The 23,022-nt window shown below is 59.6% G+C and carries 26 protein-coding genes; 7 read left to right on the top strand and 19 right to left on the bottom strand.

The genetic code is table 11. From position 1 onward, the window contains the following. Position 1: 1 nt before the first annotated feature. The 6 genes from JQ863_RS02275 to JQ863_RS02300 form a co-directional block, all read right to left on the bottom strand. A complete protein-coding gene (locus JQ863_RS02275) occupies positions 2–271 on the bottom strand; it encodes a flagellar biosynthetic protein FliQ (RefSeq protein ID WP_204115031.1) in 270 nt (89 codons plus the stop codon). Beyond that, a complete protein-coding gene (gene fliE, locus JQ863_RS02280) occupies positions 268–555 on the bottom strand; it encodes a flagellar hook-basal body complex protein FliE (RefSeq protein WP_204112708.1) in 288 nt (95 codons plus the stop codon). The genes JQ863_RS02275 and fliE overlap by 4 nt, the downstream gene beginning before the upstream one ends. Positions 556–566: 11 nt before the next feature. Beyond that, complete coding sequence (flgC, locus tag JQ863_RS02285) at positions 567–953, bottom strand: flagellar basal body rod protein FlgC (protein WP_204112709.1); 387 nt, start codon at positions 951–953, stop codon at positions 567–569. A gap of 3 nt (positions 954–956) precedes the next feature. Further along, the gene (locus JQ863_RS02290; RefSeq protein ID WP_204112710.1) at positions 957–1,343 is read right to left on the bottom strand and encodes a FlgB family protein; all 387 of its coding nucleotides are present in this window, start codon (positions 1,341–1,343) and stop codon (positions 957–959) included. A gap of 91 nt (positions 1,344–1,434) precedes the next feature. Beyond that, complete coding sequence (locus JQ863_RS02295; protein ID WP_204112711.1) at positions 1,435–2,034, bottom strand: sugar transferase; 600 nt, start codon at positions 2,032–2,034, stop codon at positions 1,435–1,437. Continuing rightward, the gene (locus tag JQ863_RS02300; protein WP_204112712.1) at positions 2,031–2,924 is read right to left on the bottom strand and encodes an NAD-dependent epimerase/dehydratase family protein; all 894 of its coding nucleotides are present in this window, start codon (positions 2,922–2,924) and stop codon (positions 2,031–2,033) included. The genes JQ863_RS02295 and JQ863_RS02300 overlap by 4 nt, the downstream gene beginning before the upstream one ends. Before the next feature lie 85 nt (positions 2,925–3,009). Here JQ863_RS02300 and JQ863_RS02305 point away from each other — a divergent pair, with 85 nt between their 5' ends. After that, positions 3,010–4,335, top strand: coding sequence for a FliI/YscN family ATPase (locus tag JQ863_RS02305; protein WP_338055470.1), 1,326 nt, complete (start codon positions 3,010–3,012; stop codon positions 4,333–4,335). A gap of 11 nt (positions 4,336–4,346) precedes the next feature. On the opposite strand, the gene JQ863_RS02310 is transcribed toward JQ863_RS02305, so the two are convergent. The 6 genes from JQ863_RS02310 to JQ863_RS02335 all read right to left on the bottom strand — a co-directional run bounded on the left by JQ863_RS02310 (position 4,347) and on the right by JQ863_RS02335 (position 8,014). Then, positions 4,347–5,060: a DUF1217 domain-containing protein gene (locus JQ863_RS02310; protein WP_204112714.1), complete on the bottom strand. Its 714-nt coding sequence runs from the start codon at positions 5,058–5,060 to the stop codon at positions 4,347–4,349. Positions 5,061–5,131: 71 nt separating this feature from the next. After that, a complete protein-coding gene (flbT, locus tag JQ863_RS02315) occupies positions 5,132–5,536 on the bottom strand; it encodes a flagellar biosynthesis repressor FlbT (RefSeq protein ID WP_204112715.1) in 405 nt (134 codons plus the stop codon). Then, the gene (gene flaF, locus JQ863_RS02320) at positions 5,533–5,904 is read right to left on the bottom strand and encodes a flagellar biosynthesis regulator FlaF (protein ID WP_204112716.1); all 372 of its coding nucleotides are present in this window, start codon (positions 5,902–5,904) and stop codon (positions 5,533–5,535) included. The genes flbT and flaF overlap by 4 nt, the downstream gene beginning before the upstream one ends. A gap of 84 nt (positions 5,905–5,988) precedes the next feature. After that, a complete protein-coding gene (locus JQ863_RS02325) occupies positions 5,989–7,200 on the bottom strand; it encodes a flagellin (RefSeq protein WP_204112717.1) in 1,212 nt (403 codons plus the stop codon). A 204-nt stretch (positions 7,201–7,404) separates the two neighbouring features. Continuing rightward, a complete protein-coding gene (locus tag JQ863_RS02330) occupies positions 7,405–7,749 on the bottom strand; it encodes a flagellar biosynthesis protein FlgN (protein ID WP_204112718.1) in 345 nt (114 codons plus the stop codon). Beyond that, positions 7,736–8,014 carry a rod-binding protein gene (locus tag JQ863_RS02335; RefSeq protein WP_338055471.1) on the bottom strand — a complete coding sequence of 93 codons (279 nt, stop codon included), beginning with the start codon at positions 8,012–8,014 and terminating at the stop codon, positions 7,736–7,738. The genes JQ863_RS02330 and JQ863_RS02335 overlap by 14 nt, the downstream gene beginning before the upstream one ends. A gap of 111 nt (positions 8,015–8,125) precedes the next feature. On the opposite strand from JQ863_RS02335, the gene JQ863_RS02340 reads away from it, so the two are divergent. The 3 genes from JQ863_RS02340 to JQ863_RS02350 all read left to right on the top strand — a co-directional run bounded on the left by JQ863_RS02340 (position 8,126) and on the right by JQ863_RS02350 (position 11,668). Then, positions 8,126–9,943, top strand: coding sequence for a flagellar hook-length control protein FliK (locus tag JQ863_RS02340; protein ID WP_204112719.1), 1,818 nt, complete (start codon positions 8,126–8,128; stop codon positions 9,941–9,943). A 43-nt stretch (positions 9,944–9,986) separates the two neighbouring features. Then, positions 9,987–10,625 carry a flagellar hook capping FlgD N-terminal domain-containing protein gene (locus tag JQ863_RS02345; RefSeq protein WP_204112720.1) on the top strand — a complete coding sequence of 213 codons (639 nt, stop codon included), beginning with the start codon at positions 9,987–9,989 and terminating at the stop codon, positions 10,623–10,625. Between the two features lie 179 nt (positions 10,626–10,804). After that, on the top strand, positions 10,805–11,668 hold the full coding sequence (locus tag JQ863_RS02350; protein ID WP_204112721.1) for an aminoglycoside phosphotransferase family protein: 864 nt from the start codon (positions 10,805–10,807) through the stop codon (positions 11,666–11,668). On the opposite strand, the gene JQ863_RS02355 is transcribed toward JQ863_RS02350, so the two are convergent. The 5 genes from JQ863_RS02355 to JQ863_RS02375 form a co-directional block, all read right to left on the bottom strand. After that, positions 11,647–12,972: an NAD(P)/FAD-dependent oxidoreductase gene (locus JQ863_RS02355; RefSeq protein WP_204112722.1), complete on the bottom strand. Its 1,326-nt coding sequence runs from the start codon at positions 12,970–12,972 to the stop codon at positions 11,647–11,649. The two genes, JQ863_RS02350 and JQ863_RS02355, sit on opposite strands and share 22 nt — an antisense overlap. After that, positions 12,972–13,787, bottom strand: coding sequence for an ABC transporter permease (locus JQ863_RS02360; RefSeq protein WP_204112723.1), 816 nt, complete (start codon positions 13,785–13,787; stop codon positions 12,972–12,974). Before JQ863_RS02360 ends, JQ863_RS02355 begins: the two co-directional genes overlap by 1 nt. Beyond that, positions 13,784–14,674 carry an ABC transporter permease subunit gene (locus JQ863_RS02365; RefSeq protein ID WP_204112724.1) on the bottom strand — a complete coding sequence of 297 codons (891 nt, stop codon included), beginning with the start codon at positions 14,672–14,674 and terminating at the stop codon, positions 13,784–13,786. Before JQ863_RS02365 ends, JQ863_RS02360 begins: the two co-directional genes overlap by 4 nt. 3 nt (positions 14,675–14,677) lie before the next feature. Then, positions 14,678–15,802: an ABC transporter ATP-binding protein gene (locus JQ863_RS02370; protein WP_204112725.1), complete on the bottom strand. Its 1,125-nt coding sequence runs from the start codon at positions 15,800–15,802 to the stop codon at positions 14,678–14,680. A 69-nt stretch (positions 15,803–15,871) separates the two neighbouring features. Further along, complete coding sequence (locus tag JQ863_RS02375) at positions 15,872–16,957, bottom strand: polyamine ABC transporter substrate-binding protein (protein ID WP_204112726.1); 1,086 nt, start codon at positions 16,955–16,957, stop codon at positions 15,872–15,874. A gap of 173 nt (positions 16,958–17,130) precedes the next feature. Here JQ863_RS02375 and JQ863_RS02380 point away from each other — a divergent pair, with 173 nt between their 5' ends. Further along, positions 17,131–17,814: a GntR family transcriptional regulator gene (locus JQ863_RS02380; RefSeq protein ID WP_204112727.1), complete on the top strand. Its 684-nt coding sequence runs from the start codon at positions 17,131–17,133 to the stop codon at positions 17,812–17,814. Between the two features lie 97 nt (positions 17,815–17,911). After that, positions 17,912–19,306, top strand: coding sequence for an aspartate aminotransferase family protein (locus JQ863_RS02385; protein ID WP_204112728.1), 1,395 nt, complete (start codon positions 17,912–17,914; stop codon positions 19,304–19,306). 3 nt (positions 19,307–19,309) lie between these two features. Here the strand turns inward: JQ863_RS02385 and argE are convergent, their stop codons facing one another. Together argE and JQ863_RS02395 are read right to left on the bottom strand one after the other, a co-directional pair. After that, positions 19,310–20,479 (bottom strand): acetylornithine deacetylase, encoded by a 1,170-nt coding sequence (gene argE / locus JQ863_RS02390; protein ID WP_204112729.1) that lies wholly within the window; start codon positions 20,477–20,479, stop codon positions 19,310–19,312. Next, positions 20,476–21,657, bottom strand: a complete 1,182-nt coding sequence (locus JQ863_RS02395) for a M24 family metallopeptidase (RefSeq protein WP_204112730.1) — start codon at positions 21,655–21,657, stop codon at positions 20,476–20,478. Before JQ863_RS02395 ends, argE begins: the two co-directional genes overlap by 4 nt. Positions 21,658–21,913: 256 nt before the next feature. Between JQ863_RS02395 and JQ863_RS02400 the strand changes: the two genes are divergently transcribed. After that, a complete protein-coding gene (locus tag JQ863_RS02400; RefSeq protein ID WP_204112731.1) occupies positions 21,914–23,014 on the top strand; it encodes an ABC transporter ATP-binding protein in 1,101 nt (366 codons plus the stop codon). Positions 23,015–23,022 lie beyond the last annotated feature (8 nt).

Here is a 23,022-nt window from a genome sequence, read left to right on the forward strand (position 1 = left end):
CTCAGATGCCCACGATCAAGGGAATGATGCGGCCGTGGAAGAAACCGACAAGCGTTTGAGTCATGAAGCTCATCGACATCCAGAACACAACCACGATGGCCAGCAGTTTCGGCACGAAAGTCAGGGTCATTTCCTGGATTGATGTCAGCGCCTGGAACAGACCAACTGCGACGCCGGCAACCAGGGCTACCGTCAAGACCGGGATCGAGATCACTACGGCGACCCAAAGCCCCTGTTGCAGCGTGTCAAAAAAGATCGATTCATCCATCAGACCGGCATCCTCAGGATTTCCTGATAAGCCTCGACCACCTTGTTGCGCACCGCAACGGCGGTTTCGACGGCAAGTTCGGTCTGGGCCAATGCCTGAACCAGACTGTGCGGATCGGCCCCGCCAGTCATCGACTGCATTGCGATGTTTTCGCCTTCACGCAGCGTGTCGGCAAAGCTTTTGGCCGCCTGGTGCAGACCACCCGTTTCCGGGCTTTCCGGTTTCGGGGCCGTGGCAGGGCGTGACGCGGCATAACCCTGGGCGGCGATGTTGTTGGCAATATCCATTATCCCCTCCTTCAGCGGCGCAACAGGTCCATCAACGCCGACGACATCTGCCGGGTTTGATCGAACATTTTGAGATTTGCCTCATAGCTGCGTTGGGCTTCGCGGGCGTCGGCGATCTCGATCACGAGATCCACGTTTGATCCCATGTAGTGACCACTGGAATCGGCAAGGGGATGTGCGGGGTCATAGATTTTCTCGAGCGCCCCGCGCCCCAGCTCGACAGGTCCGGTTTTGACCATGCCATCGGGTCCGCCAAATGCCTGTTCAAAGCTGACGGTCTTGCGCCGGTATCCCGGCGTATCGGCATTTGCGATGTTTTCGGATAGGAAGCGCAGGCGTTCTGCCTGCGCCCGTAGCCCGCTTGAACTGACGGTAAGGGCGTTTGAGAAATCGCTCATACCTTACCCCCTTCCCACGACGCTGCGCAGAATGGTCAGCGAGGATTTATAGACCGCTAGTGCCCGTTCATGCTGACGCTGGGTGTTCACCGCTTTCACCATCTCTTCCTCGATCGAGACAGCATTGCCGTTTGGGTTTTCCGGGGTGGCGGCGTTCTGTGGTGACAGCTCATGCATGCCTAAACCGCCCGACAGATGCCCGGTGCGGGTAGCGCGCATGGACGTGCCATCGCCTGCGGCATCCAGTGCCGTCTTGAAATCGGCAATGTCGCGGGCGACGTAACCGGGTGTGTCGGCATTGGCCATGTTGGTGGCGATGACGGCCTGACGTGTTGCGGCGTGGCTGGCCATTGCCGAAGAAATCTTGAATACTTCAAGCGATTGGAACATCGGGGCTTCTCCCTCGATTGGATGAAGCGACCCTAGGCGTGATTCCTTTAAAAATGGTTTCTGTTTTGTTCCTTCTGTGCGCGGTTTTCGTTTACCGAAGGAAAACCTTGGCGAAGGTGCGCCAGATCAGCAGAAGATCATAACAGACCGACTGGTTGCGCTGATAGATCAGGTCCAACTGCGCCTTGCGCGGGATACAGCGCTGGCGATAGACGCGGTCGGTCTCTTCGACAGTGGTGCAAGCGGACAGCAGCCATTCCTCATGGCGGTGAAAGACAAGGGTCGCAAGTCCCGTGATCCCCGGTGTCGATTGCAGGACTTGGGCATAAAGGTCGGGGTAATCCTCGACGTAAACCCGTAGGGGCGGGCGTGGGCCGACAAAACTGATGTCGCCGCGGATGACGTTCCAGATCTGTGGCAGCTCATCAAGTCGAAGCTTTCTGAGAATGCGCCCGGATCGGGTGATGCGCCGCGCCTTGTCCCCGCCCGAGACACCGCGGTCAGCAATGTCGGGTGTCATCGTTCGGAACTTCCACAAGTGAAAGGGCCGGCCGGGTGCCTGCATCCGTTCTGCCACGTAAAACACAGGGGCTCCGTCAAGGATCAGCACAAGGCCCGCGATCAGCAGGATGACAGGCACCAGGAATAGACCCATGATCAGCGCCAGCATCAGATCGATCAGACGTTTCATATCGCGTTCCCTCTGGTGACATCCTGCCAGTCCTGCACAATTGTTGCGGCGTCTGACGTGCCTTTGGGCAGGGTGATATGCCGTTGCAACAGGTGGGTGTCCAGCGCCACCCGTTCCGGCAAACCGTCGGGGGCGTCCCTACGCTGAATCCTCATTCCCGCAGCAACAACAAGATCCAGCATGTCGACCGCGTCGTCGCCCCCGACATTCAGAACGGGTGGCAACGGCATGGGCGCGCGGATCAGGCTGGCCAATATGTCGGCCAGGGCTTTGGGGCCAAGATAGCTTCGGAGCGGCCCATTTCCGCCGGGAAAAACATCCAGTGCGATCAGCGATCGAAGCCCTGGTCCAAGAAGCTGATCCGCCCCGGCAACATTGCCGATCCGCAGGCATGTGGTGCGTGCAAACGGGTGGGCTGCGGCGACCTGTTCCATATGCAACTTCGAAAGGCCATAGGGTGCTGCGGGCTGCGTGGCACCGGTTTCGGCATGGCCATCTAGTCCTGCTGAGGCGACGCCATAGACCGCAGCGGATGACGTCAGAAAGACGCGCGCCGGTTTCGCAATCATTGCCGCATCCAGCACTGCCTGGGCGATCCTGGAATTGTCGGCGAATCGGGCTTCCGCGACCCCAAGTCCCGGAGTGACCCCGGCAAGGACCAGAACGCAATCGCTTCCGGTCATGGCTTTGATCAACCCGTCCGGGTCGGCCATGAAATCCAGCGCAATGCACTGTGTGCTATCGCCTTGCACCGGGTTCCGGCATTGCCAGACCGGGTCAAGTTGGAACCGCGCGCCAGTACCCCAGACGAGCCGCAGCAGGCGACCGATGCGGCCGTTCGCGCCCAGGATCAGGACGCGGGGAATGGAAGCTGCCAAAGTTTCGCCCATGCCTCTTGATCCGGGTTTGACCGGGTTGCGTCAACCACCTGTTAACGTCGTTTTGCCAGGCTTACCGAAAAAGCCGGTGAGTCCCGTGTCGCAAGCAACCGAAACCTCGTTCAGCACTGCCCTGCGCGGTATTTCCCCTGTTCGGGACATGGGGCGCGTCTGCGCGGTCGAGGGAAACCTTGTGCGCGCGGAAGGATTGGCCACCGTGGCGGCCGTGGGCGACAGGATGCAAATCCGCAAGCGTGACGGACGCATGGTGACCGGCGAAGCAGTGCAGTTGCGCGATCCCGAGGTTGCGATTTTGCCGGATTCCGGCCTTGAGGGGCTTGCCATCGGGGACCGGGTCGAATTGTTTGCACCGCCTGATATCGTTCCAAGCGATGGCTGGTTGGGTCGTGTGATCGACCCTGACGCGGTACCACTGGACGGGCGCCCGCTATTGCCCGGTTCCGTTCCGCCCATGTCGCGGACTGATGCACCGCCCGCAATGTCCCGCAAGCCACTTGGCGCTCGCTTGGAAACCGGCTTGTTCGCCATTGATACACTTTTGCCCATTGTGCGCGGGCAGCGGGTAGGGCTTTTCGCTGGATCGGGTGTGGGCAAGACAAGGCTTTTGGCGGATCTTGCAACAGGCATTGAGTGCGACGTGGTGGTCATCGCGCTGATCGGTGAGCGCGGGCGGGAACTGAGGGAATTTGTCGAACAGACGCTTGGCGTGAACGGCATGAAGCGGGCAATAGTCGTCGCCGCGACCTCGGATCAATCCCCTCTTGTGAGGCGGCGGTGTGCCGCCACCGCGATGCGGATCGCAGAGCATTTTCGAGATGCGGGTCGACACGTTCTGTTCCTGGCGGATTCGATCACACGGCTGGCGGAATCGCATCGTGAAGTGGCGCTCGCGGCAGGTGAGCTTCCGGCGTTGCGGGGACACCCGCCTTCGGTCGCGCACCGTATTGCCGCGCTTTGTGAAAGGGCGGGGCCGGGGGTCGAAGGTTGCGGTGACATAACTGCCGTTTTTACTGTTCTTGTCGCGGGCTCGAACCTGGAAGAACCAGTGGCCGATATCCTGCGCGGCGTCTTGGATGGGCACATCGTTCTCAGCCGCGACATCGCCGAACGCGGCCGTTTTCCGGCCATCGACATCTCAAGGTCGGTCTCGCGCAGCTTGCCCGGCTGCGCCGATGATCGCGAGAATGCACTGATTTCTCAGGTGCGGCGCCTGCTTGGGGCACATGATGCCTCGGCGGCCATGATCAGGGCTGGGTTGTATGCGGCGGGCAATGATCCCGTCCTGGACCAGGCCATGCGCGCGTGGGACGATCTGGATACGTTTTTTCAGGAGAAGGGTGAAATAGGCCGTGCTTTTGACCGTCTTGATCTGATCCTACGAAAATCCGCCGCTTCCAAATAGTGACGGTGCCCTTAATGCTGCAGCAGGGTCAGTGAAATCTGCATCGGGCTCATTGCGCCATCATCCGCGATCTGCGTCATGGTAAGAAATCTTTGGACAAGCTTTTTGATTCCGTCCGCGCTGGCAAGATCCGCGACCTCGCCAGCCCCCAGAATCTTGTCCGATTTCTCGCGGAACACGGTCAGTTGCCGATCGATATCCAGCTTGCCGAATGAACCCGGCAGCCCCAACGCGGTTTCCATGACCTTGCGCAGGGGGGGCGAGCCCATGAGGGTGAACCACTTGGCATCTGCGCTGGTGTCGGCGCGCGCAATCTCTTCAATCTCGCGCTCGGCATTCAACGCCAGTCGCATGGCTTCATCCACATCACCAACAGCGGTTTCGAAATTTTGACGTTCGAACCGCGCGATGATGTCGTCCGCGAAACCGGAACGCGCGGTCTGGGGGATTGCAAAAGGTCCGAACCCGAAAGCGTCGGAAATTGCGCGGTATCGCTTGTCGGTCAAGCGGTTTGCCAGCGCCTCCGGCCCAGCGGTCCCGTCCGTTAGAATCCGCTCAACAAATGCTTTGCTGTTGATGTCATCGGCAAGACCAAAAGCCCCAAGCGCGACTGTCAACAGGCGTCGGTCCGCAACGAGGTCGCGGGCGGATGTGATCGACCCGATTTTGTTTCTAAAATAGGTGGTATCGCGCTGCAGAACCGGGTCGGCCGACATGGTTTGCATTTGTCGCGGCATTGTGCGTTTCAGCAATCCGAAAGCCGCCATGCCGGATCCTATGATGACCGGCTGGAACATCAGTGGCTGCGCGCCGCAAGAAGCCGGTCTTCCCGCGGTATCAATGTCCGGACCGCCTTCAATCCGCGATAATGCGCACCCTCCAGCACCGCGTCGGTTGCGATGGCAAGTTGCTTGCGGCTGTCGCTGTCAGTCAGGATACGGCTAAGCTCCTCGATCCGACGCAAGAGTTGAAGCCGGCACTCTCCCGCGTCGCTGTCTCCCGACAGGACGAGCTGCATAGCATAGGCCAGTCGGCGCACCGGCGTGTTGGCCTGTTCAGGATGGATCGCGTCGCGAAGGCGCAGGATATTGGCTTCGGGCGTGACCACCGACAGCCGGCTGCGCCGATCCCCGTTTTCGATCACAGCCCCGTTGATCAGCAGACGTTCCCGCGGGCCAAGTTTCAGAACAAGGCCGCTCATGCTGCGGCCCTTTCTCCGCGCAAGCCGCGCTGGACCATCGTGTTGATTTCGATCAGCGGCGCAACATCCGCCTCTCCACGCAACACGCGCGCACTGTGCGCGGCAACAAACTCACCGAGATAGAACAACTGCGCCCGCAACGTTTGCGGCAAGCTGTTTGCGGCATCGGCGACATCGGTGGCCAGCAGGTTCCAAAGACGGCGATTGTCATGAACAGCGGTGGCAAGCGCTGAAAAATTCGCGCTTTCAGACGATTGGCGAAGCTGGCGTGTAACGCGGGCGATCACCTGGTATTCAAGGCTGCGCGGTGTCGCGGTATGGGTCGCCGCAGCTGCGTAAGGATTCGATTTAAGAGCGGGATAAGTCACGTGGCGTTGTCCTTGGATCGGTCGTGCAGGGAGTGGACGTCCGACGCAGCGCGAAACTGCGCCGGATTACGGCCCAAATGGCGGTTAACGGAACAGCGACAACAGCGACTGCGGTGCCTGGTTCGCAATCGACAACGACTGTGTTGCCAGCTGTTGCTGAACCTGTAGCGCCTGCAAACGTGCCGATGCCTCTTCCATGTCGGCGTCGACCATTGTGCCGATACCGGTCTTCAGCGAATCCGTCAGTTTCGAGACGAAGTCTGATTGGGTGTCCAGGCGACGTTCGACGGAACCGAAAGCAGCCGAGGCGTCGATTGCCGTGTTGATAAGCGATTCGATCGACCCAAGTGCAGCGCTTGCTCCGCTGCCTGTGGACACGTCAATGGAAGCCAACGCCCCCAGTGCGCCAGAGCCGGCATTCGTGAACTGGCCGCTGATCTGGACCGAATCCGCGCCGGTGTTGGTGATCGTAAGTGTGCCCGGGCTACCGCTGTCGTAGTCGACGGTGACTTCTGCCGAGGTCGATTCAATCGCAGCCTTCAGCCCAACCGCGATAATGTCCTCCGGCGTGGTTGAGGCAACATCTTCGGCCGTGACCGTATAAGATACCTCGTTCTCACCTACGCGCAGGGTGATCTTGTCACCCGCCGCATAGGTCGGGTCGGTGATCACGATCGTGCCTGCGTCATCCGTACCGCCCGTGCCATCAAGCGAGAAGCCGAATGCATCCGCGTTATCTGCGGACACCCCATCGGTTCCGGTAAATGCAGCCTTGGCCGTATAGCCCCCGGTTGACAGATCCTGTGCCGAGACGGAAATCGACGAGGCGGTCACATTGCCCGAGGAATCGCGATCAAGCGAAGACAGGATCGACGCGCTGGCAGTGGAGCCGTCAACAAGGTTCAAGCCGTTGAACTGCGCGGCGGAAACAACCGAGTTGATCTGATCCTTGAGCGCGGTGACATCGGCATTCAGCTTGGCGCGATCGACATTGTCTTCCTGTGCGGCGACGATCTTGGTTTTCATCTGGGTCAGAAGGTCGGTGACCGTTTCGGAGGCCTGTCGCGCGACGGCCACTGTCGACTGCCCCAGGGACAGGCTTTCCGAGATCGACTTGAATCCTTCGACATCGGATTCCATGACCTTGGAGATCGCCCAGATCGCCGAGTTGTCCTTGGCCGTGGAGATGCTTTTGCCAGTCGAGATTTCATTCTGCGTACTGGCGAGGTTCGAGTTTACGGTTTTCAGTGTTTGAAGCGCGACCATCGCGCTGTTGTTTGTCAGAATGCTGGACATAGCACTTTCCCATCAAAAGCGGCGCTTTGCGCCGCGTTGCAATTCCCCACCCGCCGGGTGGACCAAATGTCGTTCTGACTGCTGCCTCCTGGACCCAGGACAGGCGCCACCCGATTTCGGATGCGGGGTCACATTGGCGCGCGAAGTGCTAATGGAGTGCTAAACGAAAAGCCCAGATTGCGGGGCATTTGATGAAAATTTCCGCTAGAACCGGCGTTCCAACCTGGCGTCCACGCGCGTGTCAATTGGGCTGACCTGCCCGGTCGGGTCGTAGGTCTGAAGCGCGTTTCTGACGTCTTTCATGTTGGCCATTCGGTTTTGCACCGAACGCAGCCCCTCCATCGCGGCCTCGAGCAGGTTCTGATTGCGGATCAACTTCGACTTCAGTCCGCTCAGGCGCCGTGTTCCGACGGACTTGCCGAGATTTGCCAACAGTCGTTCGCGGGTCTTGGCCTGGCGAACAACATGATCCAGGTCGCCCCCCAGCAACGCCTGGTGTTCGAGGTCCAACAAAGTGTCCAATTCCAGAATTTGATCAGTTCCGGCCATTCTCTGCCTCCAGCAAGCTTTGATACAACATCTCGGAAAGCCCCAATCCACCAGCACGAACCATGTCACGCGCTTGGGCATCCCGCAGGAATGACGCGAACTGTTCCTCACCCAACCCTCCCGGAGCATTTGGTATCGCGCCAAGGCCAGCGGATTTCAGCATTTCGGAAAGGAACACCGCCTCAAGTTCTTGTGCGGCGACGCGCAACGGGTCTGCCCGCAGCATTGCGCCGGGAATGACCGGGCCAAGTGACACTGGATTCACGGTTACCTCCAATTTGATCGGTTTCTCTGAAAATGCACTGCCGCCAGTAAAGAACTGGTAACCGCTTGCCGCGATATTTGGCCAAGTCGCAGAAGAAATCGCGGAGTCATCATGTTTGGAAATGTTCAGGGGGCGGGAAGTCAGACCGCGATAAGCGCGAGCGCAGGCGCAGAGGTTGCGCTTTTCGCAACTGCGCTTGGTGACGATACGTTTGATCTCATCTTTGCACGATTGCCTGAGGTGGATGAGGAAGTCGATCTTACCTTATCAGGGAGTGGGCTCTCTGAGGCTGAGACCCCAGCCTCGGACAAACGCGATCAGTATCATGCACCCGAACCCGTCTCGCTTCCTAGCCTACACGAAAAGCACCAACAAAATCCGGGGATCAATCAGGTGCTTTTGCCAGCATTGATCGACAAAACCACGACCAATGGACCAGAGGTTTTCGCAGGCGATAACGGTGATTCGATGTTGGCGGCATCAAAGCCCCGCTTGCGGGTCCATTCGCATGTGGCTTCGCATGCCAGTGCAAGTCGGAGCGACACGGATGCAGGCGGCGAGGGCGTTGAGGCTGAAGCGTTTGCCATAAGTGCCATTTCAGAGCCGCAGCAGGCGGTTTCACAGACGGATGATTGGGCGCGCAGCAGCCCGGTTCGCGCAGGTGATGATGCGACGGCACAGCCGGCAAATCGCGAACAGACAACGCACGTGGGGGTCGATCGCGAGGTTCATCCGTTCGCAAAATACCAGCCCGTGTCGGAAGGAGTTATTTTGTTGACGGAGGCTGCGCCGCATCGTCTTGCGCAAACAGCGCTGCGGGAAAACCCAATCGACCAAACCGCCCCGTCAGCAACAAAAACGGATGGCACCAAAGCAAACTTTGGTTCCAACCAGTTTCAGGCAACGGCCAGGGATTTTGAGCACGTATCGTGGTCCGTCCGCCGGGTGCTGCCCGAACCTATGGCAGGCGCGCGGTCTGTTGGGCTGGTCGTGGGGCGAGAAAACGGGAAGGAACCCCAGTTTGGAAACGCGCTGCCCACGCAGACAGAGCGGGGGGGTGCACGGGCCATGGCGGTGGCCGTTGCGCCGGAACCCGCCACCCGTGCCGGTCTGGATCGAGCGTTTGGGGATCTTGTGCATAGCGGGGCGGGTCCGAATAACTCAACTGCGCCCAAAGCTGCGACGGGCCGAGATGATCGGACAGCGCCGGACGTCGAGCTTCGTGCTGTGCCCGATATTGGCCTTGGGAAGATGAACAAATATGGGGAAAGCATCCATTGGGCGTCCAACAAAGATGCTGAGTTGGCTGGGTTGGCGCCAAGGCACCGTCCCACCGTCGTATCGTCCACATCGAACGCAGTTGAAATTGAGAGTGCCCTACCCAAGTCCCCGGCGGGGCCCAGTTCCGCGCCGGATGTCGCGGTCCCAGATTTGGCCGAGGAACTGCCTTTGACCGTACTGCAAGCACGTGGCCCTGACATGACAGTTGCACCTGGCCATGTGGTGCCAACCCCGGTTGCTCCGTCGCATGCCGAGGCTGCCCGCGCGGTTGCGCAGCAGATCGCCGAAGTTGCGGTTCAGCGCGCCGGAGGCACAGTCGAGATTCGCCTTAATCCCGAGGAATTGGGGGCGGTGCGCATGACGCTGACCGGCGGGGATACGCATTTGACCGTCTCGATTGTGGCGGATCGTGGCGAAACCGCTGAGTTGATGCGGAGGCACATCGACCAATTGGCGCGCGAGTTCCGCGACATCGGTTATTCCAACCTGTCATTTTCCTTCGAACACGGCCCATCGGGACAACAGCACGCGGCGGATCGGACTCATGAAGACTCGTCATTATCAGAAATTGAGGATGCAATAATGCACTCGTTAAAACCGCGGCAACGCCCGGTTACCGCAGAGGGCGCCATGGACATGAGGATCTGAGATGATTTCTTCGGCCACACAGCCACAGGCAGCGGCGACGGGTATGCCTCAGTCCGAGGCTTCGACCTCCGACGCGAACGGCAATTCGGCGCTGGCGTCAGATTTTGAGACGTTTCTCAAGATGCTGACCGTCCAGATGCAGAATCAGGACCCTCTGAACCCGATGGACTCAAGTGAATTCGCCATGCAGCTGGCGACGTTTTCATCGGTTGAGCAGCAGGTCCTGACAAACGATCTGCTGCGCGACATGGGGACGTTGATGTCGATGACCAATATCTCACAATTGTCGGGCTGGGTCGGGATGGAGGTGCAGGCGGTTATGCCTGCCGCCTATCAGGGGCAGCCGATTGAGGTCGCCGTCGACCGGCTGGCCGCGGCGGATTCGGCTGATCTTGTGGTGCGCGATCAGGCGGGGTCCGAGGTCGGCCGCTTTGCCATCGCGGAAGGAACACGCAGCATGACCTGGAATGGCATCGACACAAACGGCAACCCGGTCCTATACGGGACCTACAGTTTCACGGTCGAAAACCGCGCGGCTGGAGAGATTATCGATTCACGCCAGGCTGCGGTATATGCTCGTGTGCAAGAGGCGGTTATTGGCGCGGATGGCCCAATGCTTACAACCGGCACGGGCGTCATGGTGGCCGCAGGGGACGTGTTGTCGTTGCGCGAACCGCGCTGAAGGGTTGAGCCGCACCCCGGTCTGCCCTAATGCTGTCCGTCACCTAAGCGACGGGTTGCGGCGGATCATCTGAGCAAGGATGTCGTTTTGACTGGCCTATTTTGCAAAGGGCAAAGGGGCGGCTGTGGCCGCCGTTCGAATTGGCGATTTCGGGTGGATAGGGTGTGCCGGACTGCTTCTTGGACAAATCTGCGACCGCACTTGCGCCGGTGTTGGCCCGGTTCGGGATAGACGCCCGGCCGTCAGACTTCATCCCTCTTGAAGGGGGGCGAAGCAATCGCATCTGGTTGTTGCGCGGGGCGCTTTCCGATGGCGACGCGGTGCTGAAACTTTTTCCGACACATAGCGACAACCCACTGTTTCCCAATGACGGCAATGCCGAGTTGAACACGCTATCCCATCTCGTAGACACTGGTCTGGCGCCCAAGCCGATCGGCGGATGCGGCACCGATCTTGGGTTTTGTCTTCTTTACAAACATGTGCCCGGTGCTGTGGCCAGCTTTCACCCCAATGACGTTGGGCACTACCTGGCCCGGCTGCATAAGGTACAGGCACCAGCAGGTTTGCGTCATGTGCCAACCGGAGCCGACGGATTGCGACAGACGGCACGCGAGGTCGCGGCGCGGGTAGCTCAAAACACGTTGCCGCCAATGCCGCGCATCGCGGATGTTCCTCCCGCCAAAACCACGTGCCTGTTGCATGGCGATCTGGTGCCGTCGAACCTTGTTTCAGAATCAGCGGGGTTGGTCGCGATCGACTGGCAATGCCCCGCGGTTGGCGATCCGTGCGAGGACATCGCCATCTTTCTTTCCCCGGCCATGCAGGTTCTCTACGGCGGATCGCCACTGTCAAATGAGGACGAAAGGGCGTTTTTTTCGGCCTATGGCAATGCTGCAGTCGAGTCCCGATACCGAAGCCTCAAACCTCTGTATCACTGGCGCATGGCAGCCTATTGCGCGTGGAAGGCTGAAAGGGGTGAGACCGATTATGCCCGGGCAATGGGGTTGGAACTGGTGGCGCTTCAAAGGTCGGCCAACCCGTAAGCCAGATATGCCGGCGCCAATGCCACACGCCGCAGCGAACCGAACGGGAAACGGCCCGGCGGGGCTTTCATGACCTCGGGATAACGCAACTCTGACCTGCCCAGAACAGTGTCCGCAACCAACGCGCCGGAATAGCTGCCCATGGCGACTCCATTGCCGTGATAGGCAAAGGCGGCATGCAGGCCGGGCTGATCCGGCACAGACGCCGCAAAGGGTGTCAGATCGCGGCTGAGAGCCACGAAACCGGACCAGTGCCAGGGCGCGCCGATGTGTCGCCAGGCGGGGAACATCCGCTCAAAATCGGCACGAGTGCGGGCATGGGCGCGATGGTCTGCGGATGCATTTGTCCGAATTCCGCCGCGCATTCCAAACAGGAACCTGCCATCCGGCATCAGGCGGAAATAGTGCAGCAGGCGGCGGCTGTCATAGGCCATCTGTTGTGACGTCCAGCCCTGTTGTTCCTGTTCTGCCGGCGTGATTGGACGCGTGACCAGAACGCTGGATTGGGCGGGCAGGACGCGGGCGCTCATCCAGTTGGGGATGTCCTCCGCGCTGTAGCCGTTGGTTGCCACGATCACCTGACCCGCCGTGACAGTGCCGTGTTCGGTGAGCAGGGCAAAGCTTGCGCCCGTCCGAGTGACCGAGGTGACGCCTGTGTTGCCATGAACACAGGCACCGGCGTTCTGGGCTGCGGTCAAAAGCCCGACAAGGTATTTGCGCGGGTTTAGCGCAAAGCCGATGGGTGTGGTCATGGCCCCGTGGAATGAACCTGCCATCCCATGGGCCGGCAGGTCGCGGGCTTCGATCAGTTCGGGTGCTACGCCATAAAGCGTTTCGACGCCGGCGGCCTCTCTCTTCATGGCCTCAAAATCGCGGCGGCGGTGAGCCAGCAGGGTTTCGCCCTTTGAGTGGCGGTCAACATCCAGCCCCAGCCGGTCGATCAGGTCCGAAACAAAAAGCACCGCGTCACGCTCTGCCAGTCGATAGTCGCGGCAGCCTTCGGACCCGACCCGGGCAGTCAGTGCTGTATCGGATGCCTTTGAGCCACCGATACAGCAGAACCCGCCATTGCGTCCCGAAGCACCCCACCCGGGTTGCTTGGCATCAAGGACGACAACATCCCTTCCGGCTTCTGCCAGCCGAAAGGCCGCCGATAACCCGGTGAACCCGGCACCAATGATGGCCACATCCGCGACTTTGTCCCCGGCAAGCGGCGCACAGTCGGGAAGAGGCACGGAGTCTGCCCAGAAGCAATCCGCGATCGGTGCGTCCGAATAGGCGTGCGGGCTCAGGATGCGACGCATCAGGTCCGCGCCGCTGCCTGTTCATCCTCAAGCGCCCGCACTGACGCTCGTTTCGAAATCAGCGAGGCGGTGATGACGCCCACGGTTACGATTGCGATCATGATTGTCGACAGGGCGTTGATCTGCGGGTTCACACCCAAGCGGACCGAGGACCATATCTTCATCGGCAGGGTCGTCGCCGAAGGCCCCGACGTAAAGGACGCGATCACGAGGTCGTCCAGCGACAGTGTAAAGGCCAATAGCCAACCCGAAATCACCGCAGGTGCGATGATGGGTAAAGTGACCAGCCGGAACGCCTGCCAGGGTGAGCAGCCCAGGTCCAGCGCGGCCTCTTCCAGCGATTGGTCAAAGCTGACAAGCCGTGACGATACGACAACCGAGACGTAGCACATCGAAAAGGTCGTATGTGCGAGGACAATTGTCAGGATGCCGCGATCAAGGCCGATGCCGATGAACAACAGCAACAATGATAGGCCGGTGATCACCTCGGGCATGACCAGCGGGGCATAGATCATGCCGGAAAACAGCGTACGGCCATAGAAACGCCCGGCCCGCACCATGACGTAGGCCGCCATGGTGCCCAGGATGGTGGCAAAGGTCGAACTGACCACCGCAACCCTCAAAGTGACCCATGCGGCGTCAAGGAAGGCCTGGTTCTGGAACAGTTCGGCATACCATTTGGTCGAGAACCCCGCCCAGACCGTGACCAGCTTCGAGGCGTTGAAGCTGTAGATCACGAGGATGACCATCGGCAGATAGAGAAAGGCAAAGCCAAGTGTCAGCGAGGTGACGTTGAACCACGTGAGCTTTCTCATTTCTCGGCCTCCCGTTGCTTCTGCTCGTTGCGCTGGAACAGGATGATCGGGATCACCAGAATCAACAGCAGGATGATTGCCACCGCCGAGGCCACAGGCCAGTCACGGTTCGAGAAGAACTCTTCCGACAGGACCTTGCCGATCATCAGTGTCTGCGAGCCGCCAAGAAGCGACGGGATCACAAACTCACCGATGGTCGGAATGAACACCAGGAAGCAGCCCGCGATGATACCCTGTTTCGACAGAGGTATCGTCACCAGCCAGAAGGCCGAAGCACGGCTGCAGCCAAGGTCTTCGGCGGCTTCCAGAAGGCTGCCGTCCAGCTTCTCCAGCGCGGCATAGATCGGCAGGATCATGAATGGCAGATATGTGTAAACGATGCCGATATAGACCGCGATATTGGTGTTCAGGATAATCAGCGGTTCCGAGATCAGGCCAAGCGACATCAACGCCTGGTTCAGATACCCTTCCTGGCTGAGGATACCCATCCACGAATAGACGCGGATCAGGAACGACGTCCAGAACGGCAGGATCACCAGCATCAGCAATGTCGGGCGCCATTCCTCGGGTGCGCGGGCCATGGCATAGGCAATGGGATAACCGACGATCAGGGTCAGAACAGTCGAAAAAAACGCGATCTGAAGCGACGACAGATAGGCCTTCCAGTAAAGGTCATCCTCTGTCAGCCAGACAAAATTCTCAAAATCCAGCTCCGTCAGAAAGGCCATGAACCCGGCCCAGCCTTCGGACAGGTCAAGCGAAGGCATATAGGGCGGAATGGCCAGCGCCGTGTCGGAAAGCGAGATTTTCAGGACGATCAGGAACGGCACCAAAAACAGCGCCAGAAGCCAGAAATATGGGATCGCGATCAGGGTAAAACGACGCATGGCTTACCGCTCCAGGAGGACACCGGCGGTGTCCGTCCAGCTGAGCCAGACATCGTCTTCCCAGGTGAAAGACCGGCGCGACAGGCGGCGGTTGTTGGCGGCCTGCGCCTTGATCATGTGACCGTTAGGAAGCGCCACGTGATAGGTCGAGATATTGCCGAGATAGGCGATGTCGTGGATCTTCCCTTTGACCGCGTTGGCGATGTTTTCCGGCTTGGTCGCGGTGATCGCCACCTTCTCGGGGCGGATTGCGAAATGGCAGGTCTGGCCTTTGTCAAACTGGCGCGTGGTGGTGCCGACGATCGCGGGTTGGCCTTCGGCCCAGGCTACGCGGACCTTGTCGCCATCCTGTTCGGCGCGCCCCTCGATCAGGTTCACGTCCCCGATGAAGTCGGCGACATAAGTTGAATTCGGAGTCTCGTAAATCTCGGCGGGGGTGGCGACCTGAATGATCTTGCCGTGGTCCATCACCGCGACCCGGCTGGCGACGGTCATCGCCTCTTCCTGATCGTGGGTCACGATCACGAAAGTCGTTCCGGTCTTTTCCTGAATGTCCATCAGCTCGAACTGGGTGTCTTGGCGCAGTTTTTTGTCGAGCGCGCCCAAAGGTTCGTCCAGCAGAAGCAGTTTCGGTGCCTTGGCCAGCGAGCGGGCAAGCGCCACCCGCTGCCGCTGACCGCCGGAAATCTGGTGCGGTTTGCGGCGAGCAAATTTTTCAAGCCGGGTCAGACGCAGCATCTCATCAACCCGCGCCGCGATCTGATCCTTGGCCATCTTGTCGCGTTTCAAACCGAAAGCGATGTTTTCCCAGACCGACAGGTGCGGAAACAGCGCGTAGGACTGGAACATCATGTTGACTGCGCGCTTGTTCGGCGAGATCGGCGCGATGTCCTTGCCTTGCAACAGGATGGTGCCATCGGTCGGTGTCTCGAACCCGGCGAGCATTCGCATCATGGTCGTTTTGCCACAGCCCGACGGCCCCAGAAGGGCAAAGAATTCCCTTTCATAGATGTCGATCGTCAGGTCGTCGATTGCGGTGAAGTCGCCGAAACGCTTGGTGACATTCTTGAATTGGATGATGGGTTTCGCATCCGGGTCATTCCACGGTTCGAAAACAGTCTGGGCCATGTTGCGAGGTCCTTGTTGGATACAAAAAGCCCGCGCGATTTGGGTCGCGCGGGCTTTGAATTGACGGGGTCAGGTGCCCGACTTGATCTTGGTCCACAGGCGGGTCACGACGCGCTGCACCTTTTGCGGGTACGGCGTGGTTGTGAACAGCTTCTCAAGCGTCGCCTCGTCAGGATAGACCGCCGGATAGTCCAGGATTTCCTGATCGATGAACTCTTGGGCGGCCTTGTTGCCCGACGCATACCAGACATAGTTGGTTGCCGCGGCCGAGTTTTGCGCGTCAAGGATGAAGTTGATGAAGGCGTGGGCGCCTTCCGGGTTCGGTGCATCCGCCGGGATCGCCATCTGGTCAAACCACATCTGTGCGCCTTCTACCGGGATCGAATAGTCGATCTCGTGACCGTTTTCGGCTTCGGACGCGCTGAACTGCGCCTGGAAGACGTCGCCCGACCAGCCGACAGCCACGCAGATGTCCCCATTGGCAAGCGCGGTGATGTATTCCGAGCTGTGGAACTTGCGGATATAGGGGCGAATGGCGGCAAAGACCGCCTCTGCCTTGGCGATTACTTCGGGATCATGGCTGTCGGGGTCTTCACCGATGTAGTTCAGAGCCGCCGGGATCATCTCGGCCGGGGCGTCCAGGAAATAGACACCGCATTCGGCCAGCTTTTCCATGTTGGCCGGATCGAACACCAGAGACCAGCTGTCAAGAGGCGCATCTTCGCCGAGGGCTTCGGTGACTTTGCCGATGTTATAACCGATCCCGGTGGTTCCCCACATGTAGTTGATCGAATAGGCGTTGCCGGGGTCGTATTGTTCGGTGCGGGCCTGGATCACGTCCCACATGTTGCCGTGGTTCGGCAGTTTCGACAGGTCCAGCTTCTGGAAGGCACCTGCAGAAATCTGACGTTGCAGAAAGGTGCCCGACGGGACCACCACGTCATAGCCTGACCCGCCGGCCAGCATTTTGGTTTCTAGCACTTCGTTGGAATCGAAGACGTCGTAGATCAGCTTCAGGCCGGTCTCTTCTTCGAATTTGGTCAGAAGTTCCTCGTCGATATAGTCGGACCAGTTATAGACCCTGACCTCGTCCGCCTGCGCCGCCAGCGCGGTCATGGCGACGGTTGCCGCAAGGGTTGCGATTCTGCGATTCATATCAATCTCCCGTTGGACACCGGTTGACCCGATGCGTTGTGTTGGCGAGAACAATTTGATCAAGTTTTCCCCGTATGGCAATATATCATTGCGTAAATGCCTTGCTGCGGCGCGGTATTCAGGTGGAATCAGAAGAAACGCGATCAGCGATCGCTTGAAAAACGGGCAGTGTGATGCAAACGGCAAATGTCGGTCAGGACAGCAATAATACGGCACCCGCGCCCGCGCATCAGCAGGTCTATCATCAACTGCGAGAGTCGATCCTGTTTGGCGACTTCACACCGGGCCAACCGGTCACTATCCAGGGATTGGTGACGGAACTGGGCGCTGGAATGACACCTGTGCGCGAGGCGATTCGCCGCCTGACCGCCGAGGGCGCGCTTGAGTTTCAAGGCAATCGTCGTGTCACGGTGCCCGAGTTGAACGCGGGCAATGTTGACGAATTAATCATCGCCCGCGAAGCGCTTGAACCCGCACTGGCGCAACGGGCCGCCGAGCGTGCGACGGCGGAACAGATCGCTGCGCTAGAAGCCACGGACCTGCAACTGGATCGTGCCATCGAGCATGGAGATATCCCGGCCTATCTGCGTCTGAATTACGAGTTCCATGCACAGCTATATGCCATTGCCGCTGCGCCGATCCTGACCCAGATCGCGGATGGGCTGTGGTTGCGATTCGGACCGTCATTGCGGGTGGTCTGCGGACGTATGGGCACCCAGAACCTTCCCGACCGGCACAAGGAAACTATCGACGCAATGCGTCTGGGTGATGTCGAAAAAGCCCGTGAAGCCATCCGTGAAGACGTGATTCAGGGCATGGTTCAGATCCGCGAGGCGCTTTATCCCGCCACCGCCTGATCGACAGGCGATTGACAGGAAAAAATTTGATCATATTCTTGGCGGCAATTGTTCGACGCCGTATTCCCGCGCGTCGTTTTGCGAAATGAGGCCCCCGATGAACATGATCACCAATCACATGCCGACCGCCGAATTGCAGGCACTGGACGCCGCCCACCACATGCATCCCTTCACCGCTCAGGGCGAGCTTGCAGAAAAAGGCGCGCGGGTCATTACCGGCGCCAAGGGATCGTGGCTGCGCGACTCTGAAGGCAATGACATTCTGGACGGCATGGCGGGTCTCTGGTGTGTCAACATCGGCTATGGTCGCGAGGAGCTGGCAGAGGTTGCCGCGCGTCAGATCCGGGAACTGCCCTATTACAACACCTTCTTCCAAACCACCCACGTGCCCGCCATCGCGTTGGCGGCGAAGCTGGCGGAACTGGCGCCCGGTGATCTGAACCACGTGTTTTTTGCCGGCAGCGGGTCGGAAGCCAATGACACCAATATCCGCCTTGTGCGCACCTATTGGGACATGAAGGGAAAACCCGACAAGAAGGTTATCATCTCCCGTCACAACGCCTATCACGGGTCGTCCGTCGGATCGGGCAGCCTGGGCGGAATGAGCTACATGCACGCTCAGGGCGGCATGCCGATCCCGGACATTCACCACATCGGTCAGCCCCATTGGTACGCCGAGGGCGGCAACATGACCCCGGAAGACTTTGGTCTGATGCGCGCGCAAGAGCTGGAAACAGCGATCAAGGAACTGGGCGAGAACCGCGTCGCCGCCTTTATCGCGGAACCGATCCAGGGCGCGGGCGGGGTTATCATACCCCCGGCGTCCTACTGGCCGGAAATCCAGCGCATTTGCGACAAATACGAAATTCTTTTGATCGCGGACGAGGTGATCTGCGGCTTCGGGCGTACCGGCAACTGGTTCGGGTCAGAGACGCTGAACATCCGCCCGGATGTGATGACCATCGCCAAGGGGCTGTCGTCGGGCTATGTGCCTATCGGCGGGTCGATTGTGACGGATGAGGTCGCAAAGGTCATCGGCAGCGGCGAATTCAACCATGGCTATACCTATTCCGGCCACCCGGTCGCCGCAGCTATCGCGCTTGAGAACCTGCGTATCCTCGAAGAGGAAAAGATCGTCGACACCGTTCGCACCGAAACCGCCCCTTATCTGAAGGCGAAATGGGAGTCCCTGGCCGACCATCCGCTGGTCGGTGAGGCGGTGATTTCCGGCATGATGGGCTCAATCGCGCTTTCGCCGGATAAGGCGAACCGCGCCGCCTTTGCGTCGCCGGCCGGAACGGTTGGATACATCTGCCGTGAACGCAGTTTCGCCAACAACCTGATCATGCGCCACGTCAATGACCGTATGGTGATTTCGCCGCCCTTGGTGATCTCGAAGGCGGATATCGACACGCTGATCACCCGCGCCCGCATTGCGCTGGACGAATGTCTGGAGCAGTTGAAGGCGCAGGACCTTTTCAAGGCGGCCTGATTGTCAGGTGGCGGGTCGGGTCATCCGGTCTGCCAGACCTTCCAGCAATTGCAGGCAGGCGGACAGTTGGTCGAGGGTCACGAACTCGTCCGGCTTGTGCGCCTGTTCGATGCTGCCGGGACCACAGATCACGGTGTCGGTGCCCATTGATTGAAACAGTCCGGCCTCGGTCCCGAACGGCACGAGGTCGGCCCCGTTTGCGCCGGTCAATTCCATGACAAGGTCGCGGGCCTTGTTCGCGGGGGTAGGGATCAGACCTGCGACTTCGCCAATGATCTCGGTCTCGATATCAGCTTCGGGAAAGACCTGCTGCATGGCTGGCAAGAGGTCATCGGCAACAAAGGCGGTGATCCGTTCGCGCACGAAATCGGCATCCTCGGGGCGGACTGGGCGCATTTCCCAATCGACTTCGGCCTTGCCGGGGATGACATTATGGGCGGTGCCGCTTTCGATGCGTCCGATATTGATGGTGGTCTGGCGCGGGTGGAAGGGGCTGTCGGTGGGGACGCCCCTGTCCAATTCCGCGCGCAATTCCAGCAGCTTGCCAACATAGAGCGCGGCATAGGCGGCGGCGTTGACACCGACATACGGGTCCGAACCATGACCTTCAAGCCCGGAAAAGCGGGCGGTGTATTCGCAGCACCCCTTGTGGCCCTCGATCACACGCATCAGCGTCGGTTCTCCGACAAGTGCCATCTCGGGGCGAATGCCGCGCGCTTCAAGGTCGGGCACCAGCGCACGCGCGCCGCGACAACCGACTTCCTCGTCATAGGTAAAGGCGAAATGCACGGGCGCGGTCAGGTCGCGTGCCGCCATGTTTGGGGCAATCGCAAGGCAGGCGGCCAGAAACCCTTTCATGTCGCAGGTGCCGCGCCCGTATAGCCGCCCGTCCTCTTCCCGCATCACAAACGGGTCGGTGGTCCAGTCCTGCCCTTCGACAGGCACCACATCCGTATGGCCCGACAGCAACAAGCCGCCCGGAACATCTGGCCCGATCGACGCAAAAAGATTGGCCTTTTCCCCGGTGTCGTTCGGCAGGACCAGGGTCCGCGCCCCAATCGCCCGCATCCGCGCCTCGATATAGGCGATGATGTCCAGGTTGCTGTCCGAGGACACGCTCGGAAAACCAACAAGGTCGCCGAGTATGGCCTTGGTCTGGTCAAGTAGACTCATGATTTTACGAACAGTTTTCGAGGGCGGTTGCACAGTGTTTCCGCTGGTCCGCTTTCACCGATCAGGATGGTTTCGGTGATCTCAAGCCCCCAGTCTTTCATCCAGAGACCGGGCATGAAATGGAATGTCATGCCCGGTTGAAGGATCGTCTGGTCCTCGGCGCGCAGCGAAATCGTGCGTTCGCCCCAGTCAGGGGGATAACTGAGGCCAACAGGATAGCCACAGCGTGCGCCGCGTTCGATCCCAGCGCGTTCCAGTGGACCGGCAAGGGCGTTGGCGATGTCACAGGCGCGGTTGCCCGCACGGGCGGCGTCCAGACCGGCCTCCAGCCCCTCTACCAGAGCGGCTTCGGCACGGCGGATGTCGTCGGGCGGGGTGCCCAAGTATAGCGTCCGGCAGAACGGCGCGTGATAGCGGCGGTAACAGCCCGAGAGTTCAAAAAACGTCGCCTCGCCGGTCTGGAAAGGGCGCCCATCCCATGTCAGGTGCGGTGCCACGGCATCCGCTCCTGATGGTAGCAGCGGCACAATGGCGGGGTAATCGCCCCAGTCGTCGCCCACGCCGGTCACTGCGTCGCGCATGATCTCGGCGACGATCAGGTTTTTTGGAATGCCCGGTTCGACCCGCTCCAGCCAACCGTCGACCAGTTTTTCGGAAATGCGTGCAGCCTTGCGCATGAACCCAAGTTCGGCTTGGGATTTGATCCCGCGCTGCCAGTTCACAAGCCCGGTCGCATCGACTAGTTCGACGCCATCGACGGCACACGTCAGGGCGTCATGGGCCTTGGCCGAGTAGTAATAGTTCTCCATTTCAATCCCGACGCGGCCCTTTATGCCGAGGTTACCGAACCGGGTTGCCAGGTCCTGCATCGGGTGGCGCGTGGTCGATTGGACAAAGCCGTCGTCATAGCCGACCACCGCAGAATCCGGCATCCAGACGGTGCGCCGCGCGCCATTGGCGTCCATGGAACGACCCCACCAGACTGGATCTCCGTCACCGGTCAGGATCACGCCTTGATGAACGTAGAACGACCAGCCGTCATAGCCCGTCAGCCAGGCCATGTTCGACGGGTCGGTGACAAAGATCGCGTCCAGCCCGGCGCGCTCCATCGAAGCCCGTGTGCGGGCCAGCCGGTCGGCATATTCCGACATTGAAAAGGGAATGTTCTGTCCCGTCATGGTCGATTCTCACCTGTATCAGGGCGTCTTTCACGTCTCGGCGCGCCTTGTGAGAAAAAGTTGGGGGAAAATATCATTCGCGTCCAGTCTTGTCGCAATTGTTTGCATAAATGCCTGCCTTGCTGTCGTTTTTCGTTTCTTGAACGTCGATTTCAAATCCACGTCCAGCAATTGGTTGCACGACCCTAGCCTCGTATGTTTACCTAGAGTCGATAACCGCAGACCAACTGACGGATCAAAAAACGGGGAGCCGATTTTGGCTAACAAAACTTCAAACGATGCGTTCGTTGAATTCGAACGCGTCCAGAAGAGCTATGATGGCGAAACGCTCGTCGTCAAAGACCTGAACCTCACCATGCCCAAGGGCGAGTTCCTGACCATGCTCGGCCCGTCCGGGTCCGGCAAGACGACTTGCCTGATGATGCTAGCGGGTTTTGAAACCGCGACCCATGGTGACATTCGTCTGGATGGCGTTTCGATCAACAACATTCCACCGCACAAACGCGGGATCGGCATGGTGTTCCAGAACTATGCGCTGTTTCCGCACATGACCATCGCCGAGAACCTGTCGTTCCCGCTGGAAGTCCGCAAGATGGGCAAATCCGAACGCGAGGAAAAGGTCAAGCGCGCGCTGGACATGGTTGAAATGGGCAGCTTTGGTGGCCGCCGCCCGGCTCAGTTGTCGGGTGGCCAACAGCAACGGGTGGCACTTGCCCGCGCGCTGGTTTTTGAACCCGAACTGGTGCTGATGGACGAACCCCTTGGCGCGCTGGACAAGCAGTTGCGCGAGAAGATGCAATTCGAGATCACCCACCTGGCGCACGAGTTGGGCATCACCACCGTCTATGTGACCCACGACCAGACTGAAGCACTGACCATGTCGGACCGAGTCGCCGTATTTGACGATGGCCGGATCCAGCAACTTGCGCCGCCGGATGAGTTGTACGAACAGCCGCAGAACAGTTTTGTGGCCCAGTTCATCGGTGAAAACAACACGCTCGAAGGCGTGATCAAGGACATCAAGGACGGCCGCGCGCTGGTACAGCTCGACGGCGGAGAACTGATCGACTGCAAGCCGATCAACGTCTCGAAGCCGGGTGAACGGACCCGCGTGTCAATCCGTCCCGAGCGGGTGGAATACAACAAGGACCGCCTGCAAGAAGGTGTCCATACACTGAAGGCGGAAGTGCTTGAGTTCATTTACATGGGCGACATCTTCCGCACCCGTTTGCGGGTTGCCGGAAACGAGGACTTCATCATCAAGACCCGGAACGCACCCGACCAGGTGCGCCTGCAACCGGGCCAACAGATCGAGATCGGCTGGCTTCCCGACGATTGTCGGGCGCTGGACGCTTGACCCTGTGC

It is taken from the genome of Shimia biformata (assembly GCF_016888515.1).
Lineage (GTDB): Bacteria > Pseudomonadota > Alphaproteobacteria > Rhodobacterales > Rhodobacteraceae > Shimia_A > Shimia_A biformata.

Excerpts from the sequence above, each read along its gene's own strand:
- JQ863_RS02300 (WP_204112712.1), bottom strand. The coding sequence starts at position 2,924 with ATGGGCGAAACTTTGGCAGCTTCCATTCCCCGCGTCCTGATCCTGGGC.
- JQ863_RS02295 (WP_204112711.1), bottom strand. The coding sequence starts at position 2,034 with ATGAAACGTCTGATCGATCTGATGCTGGCGCTGATCATGGGTCTATTC.
- JQ863_RS02375 (WP_204112726.1), bottom strand. The coding sequence starts at position 16,957 with ATGAATCGCAGAATCGCAACCCTTGCGGCAACCGTCGCCATGACCGCG.
- JQ863_RS02395 (WP_204112730.1), bottom strand. The coding sequence starts at position 21,657 with ATGACGGGACAGAACATTCCCTTTTCAATGTCGGAATATGCCGACCGG.
- argE (WP_204112729.1), bottom strand. The coding sequence starts at position 20,479 with ATGAGTCTACTTGACCAGACCAAGGCCATACTCGGCGACCTTGTTGGT.
- JQ863_RS02325 (WP_204112717.1), bottom strand. The coding sequence starts at position 7,200 with ATGTCCAGCATTCTGACAAACAACAGCGCGATGGTCGCGCTTCAAACA.
- JQ863_RS02360 (WP_204112723.1), bottom strand. The coding sequence starts at position 13,787 with ATGAGAAAGCTCACGTGGTTCAACGTCACCTCGCTGACACTTGGCTTT.
- JQ863_RS02365 (WP_204112724.1), bottom strand. The coding sequence starts at position 14,674 with ATGCGTCGTTTTACCCTGATCGCGATCCCATATTTCTGGCTTCTGGCG.
- JQ863_RS02330 (WP_204112718.1), bottom strand. The coding sequence starts at position 7,749 with ATGGCCGGAACTGATCAAATTCTGGAATTGGACACTTTGTTGGACCTC.
- JQ863_RS02370 (WP_204112725.1), bottom strand. The coding sequence starts at position 15,802 with ATGGCCCAGACTGTTTTCGAACCGTGGAATGACCCGGATGCGAAACCC.
- JQ863_RS02385 (WP_204112728.1), top strand. The coding sequence starts at position 17,912 with ATGAACATGATCACCAATCACATGCCGACCGCCGAATTGCAGGCACTG.
- JQ863_RS02380 (WP_204112727.1), top strand. The coding sequence starts at position 17,131 with ATGCAAACGGCAAATGTCGGTCAGGACAGCAATAATACGGCACCCGCG.
- JQ863_RS02345 (WP_204112720.1), top strand. The coding sequence starts at position 9,987 with ATGCCTCAGTCCGAGGCTTCGACCTCCGACGCGAACGGCAATTCGGCG.
- fliE (WP_204112708.1), bottom strand. The coding sequence starts at position 555 with ATGGATATTGCCAACAACATCGCCGCCCAGGGTTATGCCGCGTCACGC.
- JQ863_RS02290 (WP_204112710.1), bottom strand. The coding sequence starts at position 1,343 with ATGTTCCAATCGCTTGAAGTATTCAAGATTTCTTCGGCAATGGCCAGC.
- flgC (WP_204112709.1), bottom strand. The coding sequence starts at position 953 with ATGAGCGATTTCTCAAACGCCCTTACCGTCAGTTCAAGCGGGCTACGG.
- JQ863_RS02340 (WP_204112719.1), top strand. The coding sequence starts at position 8,126 with ATGTTTGGAAATGTTCAGGGGGCGGGAAGTCAGACCGCGATAAGCGCG.
- flbT (WP_204112715.1), bottom strand. The coding sequence starts at position 5,536 with ATGAGCGGCCTTGTTCTGAAACTTGGCCCGCGGGAACGTCTGCTGATC.
- JQ863_RS02355 (WP_204112722.1), bottom strand. The coding sequence starts at position 12,972 with ATGCGTCGCATCCTGAGCCCGCACGCCTATTCGGACGCACCGATCGCG.
- JQ863_RS02310 (WP_204112714.1), bottom strand. The coding sequence starts at position 5,060 with ATGCAAACCATGTCGGCCGACCCGGTTCTGCAGCGCGATACCACCTAT.